This is a genomic window from Pseudomonas sp. NPDC087614 (assembly GCF_044743485.1).
Taxonomy (GTDB): Bacteria; Pseudomonadota; Gammaproteobacteria; order Pseudomonadales; family Pseudomonadaceae; genus Aquipseudomonas; species Aquipseudomonas baetica_A.
In genome coordinates, this window is record NZ_JBIUWN010000038.1 from 48,653 (window position 1) to 55,117 (window position 6,465).

General features: G+C 59.7%; 5 protein-coding genes and 1 pseudogene. 4 read left to right on the forward strand and 2 right to left on the reverse strand.

The genetic code is table 11. The annotated features are described in order from the left end of the window. The first annotated feature begins 11 nt into the window (after positions 1-11). Both ACIOWA_RS15790 and ACIOWA_RS15795 read left to right on the forward strand, forming a co-directional pair. Positions 12-1,214, forward strand: coding sequence for an efflux RND transporter periplasmic adaptor subunit (locus ACIOWA_RS15790; RefSeq protein ID WP_339493734.1), 1,203 nt, complete (start codon positions 12-14; stop codon positions 1,212-1,214). Between the two features lie 143 nt (positions 1,215-1,357). Beyond that, complete coding sequence (locus ACIOWA_RS15795) at positions 1,358-2,887, forward strand: DHA2 family efflux MFS transporter permease subunit (protein WP_339493733.1); 1,530 nt, start codon at positions 1,358-1,360, stop codon at positions 2,885-2,887. A gap of 128 nt (positions 2,888-3,015) precedes the next feature. Here ACIOWA_RS15795 and lpxH read toward each other — a convergent pair whose 3' ends face one another. Both lpxH and ACIOWA_RS15805 read right to left on the reverse strand, forming a co-directional pair. Further along, the gene (gene lpxH / locus ACIOWA_RS15800) at positions 3,016-3,768 is read right to left on the reverse strand and encodes a UDP-2,3-diacylglucosamine diphosphatase (protein WP_401160623.1); all 753 of its coding nucleotides are present in this window, start codon (positions 3,766-3,768) and stop codon (positions 3,016-3,018) included. After that, positions 3,765-4,271: a peptidylprolyl isomerase gene (locus ACIOWA_RS15805; RefSeq protein ID WP_042559899.1), complete on the reverse strand. Its 507-nt coding sequence runs from the start codon at positions 4,269-4,271 to the stop codon at positions 3,765-3,767. The genes lpxH and ACIOWA_RS15805 overlap by 4 nt, the downstream gene beginning before the upstream one ends. A gap of 250 nt (positions 4,272-4,521) precedes the next feature. Here ACIOWA_RS15805 and ACIOWA_RS15810 point away from each other — a divergent pair, with 250 nt between their 5' ends. Further along, complete coding sequence (locus tag ACIOWA_RS15810; RefSeq protein ID WP_339493732.1) at positions 4,522-6,219, forward strand: glutamine--tRNA ligase/YqeY domain fusion protein; 1,698 nt, start codon at positions 4,522-4,524, stop codon at positions 6,217-6,219. Positions 6,220-6,234: 15 nt separating this feature from the next. After that, positions 6,235-6,465 (forward strand): annotated as a pseudogene (locus ACIOWA_RS15815) (cysteine--tRNA ligase); the annotation flags it as partial.

The window sequence follows — 6,465 nt, forward strand, 5'->3', positions numbered from 1 at the left end:
AGGTATTTGTCATGGCCACTGCCCAAAACACCCAAGCTCAAGACAACACCCCGGACACCGGCAATCCACGCAAGCGCAAAGTCATGCTGCTGGTGCTGGCTGTTATCGTCCTTGTCGCCTGTGGCGGCGTCTGGGCGTATCACGAATTCATCGGGCGCTTTAACGAAAGCACCGACGACGCCTACGTCAACGGCAACGTCGTTGAAATCACGCCGCTGGTCACCGGCACCGTGGTCAGCATTGGCGCCGATGATGGCGACCTGGTCCACGAAGGCCAGGTGCTGATCAACTTCGACCCGAACGACGCCGAAGTCGGCCTGCAAAGTGCTCAGGCCAATCTGGCCCGCACCGTGCGTCAGGTGCGCGGCTTGTACAGCAACGTCGATGGCATGAAAGCCCAGGTCAACGCGCAACAGGCCGAAGTGCAAAAGGCTCAGGACAACTACAACCGCCGGAAAAATCTCGCCGCTGGCGGGGCGATTTCCAAAGAAGAACTGTCCCACGCCCGCGACGATCTGACCTCGGCGCAAAACGCCCTGGCCAATGCCAAACAGCAACTCAAAACCACCAGCGCGCTGGTCGATGACACCGTGGTGTCGTCGCACCCGGACGTGATGGCCGCTGCCGCGCAACTGCGTCAGGCCTACCTGACCAACGCCCGCAGCACGTTGATCGCGCCGGTCACCGGTTACGTTGCCAAGCGCACCGTGCAACTCGGCCAACGCGTGCAACCGGGCACCGCACTGATGGCGGTGATTCCACTGGATCAACTGTGGATCGACGCCAACTTCAAGGAAACCCAACTGAGCGGCATGCGCATCGGTCAGCCCGTGGATATCGAATCCGACATCTATGGCAGCGATGTGAAATACAGCGGCACCGTCGACAGCCTCGGTGCTGGCACCGGTAGCGCGTTCGCCCTGTTGCCTGCGCAGAACGCCACCGGTAACTGGATCAAGATTGTTCAGCGTGTGCCGGTGCGCATTCACATCAACGCCGAAGAGTTGGCCAAGCACCCGCTGCGCGTCGGTCTGTCGACCACTGTCGAAGTCAATCTGCATGACCAGAGCGGCCCGGTACTGGCTCAACAATCGCCGCAAAAAGCGTCTTTCAGCACCAACGTCTACGACCGTCAACTGGCCGAAGCCGACGCAATGATCGCGCAACTGATCCACGACAACAGCGCCGCGGTCAGCAAAACCGCGCAACGCTGATCCACCACTGACCCTGTGGGAGCGGGCTTGCTCGCGAAAGCGGTGTGCCATTCAAGATTGATTTGTCTGACAGGCCGCCTTCGCGAGCACGCCCGCTCCCACAAGGGCGGGTGTAACGCTATTGAGGTTTCAAAGGATTCGCGATGAGCAATAACGCCTCTTTTACGCCGCCCAGCCTGTTGCTCAGCACCATCGGCCTGTCGCTGGCGACTTTCATGCAAGTGCTCGACACCACCATCGCCAACGTGGCGTTGCCGACGATTTCCGGCAACCTGGGGGTGAGTTCGGAGCAGGGCACCTGGGTGATCACCTCGTTTGCCGTGAGCAACGCCATTGCGCTGCCGCTGACCGGATGGTTGAGCCGGCGTTTCGGCGAGGTGAAGCTGTTTCTCTGGGCGACCCTTCTGTTTGTGCTGGCTTCGTTTCTCTGCGGTATTTCCACGTCGATGCCCGAACTGATCGGCTTTCGCGTGTTGCAGGGGCTGGTCGCCGGGCCGCTGTATCCGATGACGCAAACCCTGTTGATCGCCGTGTATCCCCCCGCCAGGCGAGGCATGGCATTGGCATTATTGGCAATGGTCACGGTGGTTGCACCGATCGCAGGGCCGATTCTCGGTGGCTGGATCACCGACAGCTACAGTTGGCCGTGGATCTTCTTCATCAACGTGCCGATCGGGATTTTTGCGGTGATGGTCGTGCGTTCGCAATTGGCCAAGCGTCCGGTGGAAACCAGCCGTCAGCCGATGGACTACGTCGGGCTGATCTCGCTGATCATCGGGGTCGGCGCGTTGCAGGTGATCCTCGACAAGGGCAATGACCTGGACTGGTTCGAATCGAACTTCATCATTATTGGTGCGGCGATTTCAGTGATCGCGCTGGCGGTGTTCGTCATCTGGGAAATGACCGACCAGCATCCGGTGGTCAATCTGCGGCTGTTTGCCCACCGCAACTTTCGCATCGGCACACTGGTGCTGGTACTGGGTTACGCCGGGTTCTTCGGCATCAACCTGATCCTGCCGCAATGGTTGCAGACCCAGATGGGTTACACCGCGACCTGGGCAGGGCTGGCCGTGGCGCCGATCGGGATTCTGCCGGTGCTGCTGTCGCCGTTTGTCGGCAAATACGCACACAAGTTCGACCTGCGTTTACTGGCCGGGCTGGCATTTCTGGCGATTGGCCTGAGTTGCTTCATGCGCGCCGGGTTTACCAACGAGGTGGACTTCCAGCACATCGCTCTGGTGCAACTGTTCATGGGCATTGGCGTGGCGCTGTTCTTCATGCCGACCTTGAGCATTCTGATGTCGGACTTGCCGCCGAGCCAGATCGCCGACGGCGCGGGCCTTGCGACATTCCTGCGAACGTTGGGCGGTAGCTTCGCGGCGTCGCTGACCACCTGGATCTGGATTCGCCGGGCCGATCAACACCATGCCTATATGAGTGAAAGCATCAGCACCTATGAGCCCGCGACGCGGGAGGCGTTGAATCAATTGGGCGGGGCGAGTGCTCCGGCGTATGCGCAACTCGACCATGTGCTGACCAGCCAGGCGTACATGCTCTCCACCGTGGATTACTTCACGCTGCTGGGCTGGGGGTTCATGGGGTTGATTCTGATTGTGTGGCTGGCGAAGCCGCCGTTTGCTGCCAAAGCAGGGCCTGCTGCCAGCGGGCACTAAGTAGAACGCGGTCAAAAATGTGGGAGCGGGCTTGCTCGCGAAGGCGGTGGTTCAGTCGACATCTCGACTGAATGACACACCGCTTTCGCGAGCAAGCCCGCTCCCACATTGGGTTTTGTGTTTGAGCTTTAGGGGGCGGGAGCGGGCAGTGCCGGCGGCGGCGCAAAATCAAACGGCGCCAGCGCATACCCGTTCTCATCCACCTGTAACGCCCAACCCTGACGGTCCCAGTCCCCCAGCACAATCCGCTTTGCCGCCTGCTCGGCGAGCTGCAGCTTATGAATCGCCGGCCGATGGGTGTGCCCGTGAATCAGGGTCTTCACGCCAAACGCCTGCATGATCCGCGGAATCTCTTGCGGCGTGACATCGACAATGTCATTGGCCTTCATCCGCGTCTGCGCCCGGCTTTCGCTTCGCAGTTTGCGCGCCAGTTTGTGGCGTGTGCTCAGCGGCAGATGGCGCAAGATGAACCGGGTGATCGGATTACGCAGGTAGCGGCGCAGCTTCATGTAGCTGACGTCGCGGGTGCAAAGACTGTCGCCGTGCATCAACAGCACCGGCTCACCGTAAAATTGCACGACGCTCGGGTCCTTCAACAGCGTGCAGCCGGCCTGTTTACAGAAGGCCTTGCCGAGCAGGAAGTCGCGATTGCCGTGCATCAGAAAAATGGCCGTGCCGCTGTCGCTCAATTGGCGCAGGGCCTGGCAGATGGAACGCTGGAAGGGCGTCATGGCATCGTCGCCAATCCACGCCTCGAAGAAGTCGCCCAGAATGTACAACGCACTCGCCGAGCGGGCGCGTCCGGCGAGCAAACTCAGAAACGCCCGGGTAATGTCCGGGCGCTCCTCTTCCAGATGCAAGTCTGAAATCAGCAGTATCACGCTTCGATGATCTCGGCTTTCTCGATGATCACGTCGTCTGCTGGTACGTCCTGGTGGCCTGCCTTGGACGTGGTGGAAACGCCTTCGATCTTGTCGACAACGTCGAAGCCCGCAACCACTTTACCGAATACCGCGTAACCCCAACCCTGAGCGGTCTTGGCGGTGTGGTTGAGGAAGCCGTTGTCGGTGGCGTTGATGAAGAACTGTGCCGATGCCGAATGCGGGTCCATGGTGCGAGCCATGGCCAGGGTGTACTTCTCGTTCTTCAGGCCGTTGTCAGCTTCGTTCTGAATGCTTGGGCTCTTGTCTTTCTTTTCCTTCATGCCAGGCTCGAAACCGCCGCCCTGGATCATGAAACCTTTGATCACACGGTGGAACACGACGTTCTCGTAGTGACCTTTTTTAACGTATTCGATGAAGTTGGCCGCGGTGATCGGGGCTTTTTCTTCGTTCAGCTCGATGACGATGTCACCGAAATTAGTGGTCAGTTTTACTTGAGTCATGATCGCTACTCTTTATAAGGAATTCGTGGGTATGGGCCATTTGCACCCTTTACCGGTTCAGCCCTTGAAGGCCGAGGTGCGCAGTTTAGCGTGACAGGCGTGAATTTCGAGGCAGTTTTTCATTTCCGTGCGATTAAATGCACGCCTTTATAGGGCCTGCTCTGTCAGCCCCTTGACAGCATCGGCTATGATAGCGGCTTTGTTTTGTCTGGCCCCCTCTGCGGCCGCGCACCTGTAAGTCAAGGATCCTATGAGCAAGCCCACTGTCGACCCTACCTCGAATGCCAAGTCCGGCCCTGCCGTGCCGGTCAATTTCCTGCGGCCGATCATCCAGGCAGACCTGGACTCGGGCAAGCACACCCAGATCGTTACCCGTTTCCCGCCGGAGCCCAACGGCTACCTGCACATCGGCCACGCCAAATCGATCTGCGTGAACTTCGGCCTGGCCCAGGAGTTCGGCGGCGTCACGCACCTGCGTTTCGACGACACCAACCCGGCCAAGGAAGATCAGGAATACATCGACGCGATCGAAAGCGACGTCAAATGGCTGGGCTTCGAATGGTCCGGCGAAGTGCGCTACGCCTCGCAGTATTTCGACCAGTTGCACGACTGGGCGGTGGAGTTGATCAAGGCCGGCAAGGCCTACGTCGACGACCTGACCCCGGAGCAGGCCAAGGAATACCGTGGCAGCCTGACCGAACCTGGCAAGAACAGCCCGTTCCGTGACCGTTCGGTGGAAGAGAACCTCGACTGGTTCGCCCGCATGCGCGCCGGTGAGTTCCCGGACGGCGCCCGCGTGCTGCGCGCAAAGATCGACATGGCCTCGCCGAACATGAACCTGCGTGACCCGATCATGTACCGCATCCGCCACGCCCATCACCACCAGACCGGTGACAAGTGGTGCATCTACCCCAACTACGACTTCACCCACGGTCAGTCGGACGCCATCGAAGGCATCACTCACTCGATCTGCACCCTGGAGTTCGAAAGCCATCGTCCGCTGTACGAGTGGTTCCTCGACGCACTGCCAGTGCCGGCGCAACCGCGTCAGTACGAGTTCAGCCGTCTGAACCTCAACTACACCATCACCAGCAAGCGCAAGCTCAAGCAACTGGTCGATGAAAAGCACGTCAATGGCTGGGACGATCCGCGCATGTCCACGCTGTCGGGCTTCCGCCGCCGTGGCTACACGCCGAAGTCGATCCGCAACTTCTGCGAAATGATCGGTACCAACCGCTCCGACGGCGTGGTTGACTTCGGCATGCTCGAATTCAGCATCCGTGACGACCTCGACCACAGCGCCCCGCGCGCCATGTGCGTGCTGCGTCCGCTGAAAGTCGTGATCACCAACTACCCGGAAGGCCAGGTCGAGAACCTCGAACTGCCGCGCCACCCGAAAGAAGACATGGGCGTGCGCGCGCTGCCGTTTGCCCGGGAAATCTACATCGACCGTGAAGACTTCATGGAAGAGCCGCCGAAAGGCTACAAACGTCTGGAATCGGGCGGCGAAGTGCGTCTGCGCGGCAGCTACGTGATCCGTGCCGACGAAGCGATCAAGGACGCCGATGGCAACATCGTCGAACTGCGTTGCTCCTACGACCCCGAAACTCTGGGCAAGAACCCTGAAGGCCGCAAGGTCAAAGGCGTGGTTCACTGGGTGCCGGCCGCTGCCAGCGTCGAGTGCGAAGTGCGTCTGTACGATCGCCTGTTCCGTTCGGCCAACCCTGAGAAGGCCGAAGACAGCGCCAGTTTCCTCGACAACATCAACCCTGACTCACTGCAAGTGCTGACCGGTTGTCGTGCTGAGCCATCGCTTGGCAATGCACAGCCGGAAGACCGTTTCCAGTTCGAGCGCGAAGGCTACTTCGTCGCCGATTTGAAGGACTCGAAACCAGGTCAGCCGGTATTCAACCGTACCGTGACCCTGCGTGATTCGTGGGGCCAGTGATTCAAGGGATTTAACGTGCTAACGATCTACAACACGCTCACCAAGAGCAAAGAAGTCTTCAAGCCGCTCGATGGCAACAATGTGCGCATGTACGTCTGCGGGATGACCGTGTACGACTACTGCCACCTGGGCCATGGTCGCAGCATGGTCGCGTTCGACCTGGTGACCCGCTGGTTGCGGTTCAGCGGTTATAACCTGACGTACGTGCGCAACATCACCGACATCGACGACAAGATCATCAACCGC

Bases quoted from the DNA above. Each gene is read 5' to 3' on its own strand.
- ACIOWA_RS15790 (WP_339493734.1), top strand. From the start codon at position 12: ATGGCCACTGCCCAAAACACCCAAGCTCAAGACAACACCCCGGACACC.
- ACIOWA_RS15795 (WP_339493733.1), top strand. From the start codon at position 1,358: ATGAGCAATAACGCCTCTTTTACGCCGCCCAGCCTGTTGCTCAGCACC.
- ACIOWA_RS15805 (WP_042559899.1), bottom strand. From the start codon at position 4,271: ATGACTCAAGTAAAACTGACCACTAATTTCGGTGACATCGTCATCGAG.
- ACIOWA_RS15810 (WP_339493732.1), top strand. From the start codon at position 4,522: ATGAGCAAGCCCACTGTCGACCCTACCTCGAATGCCAAGTCCGGCCCT.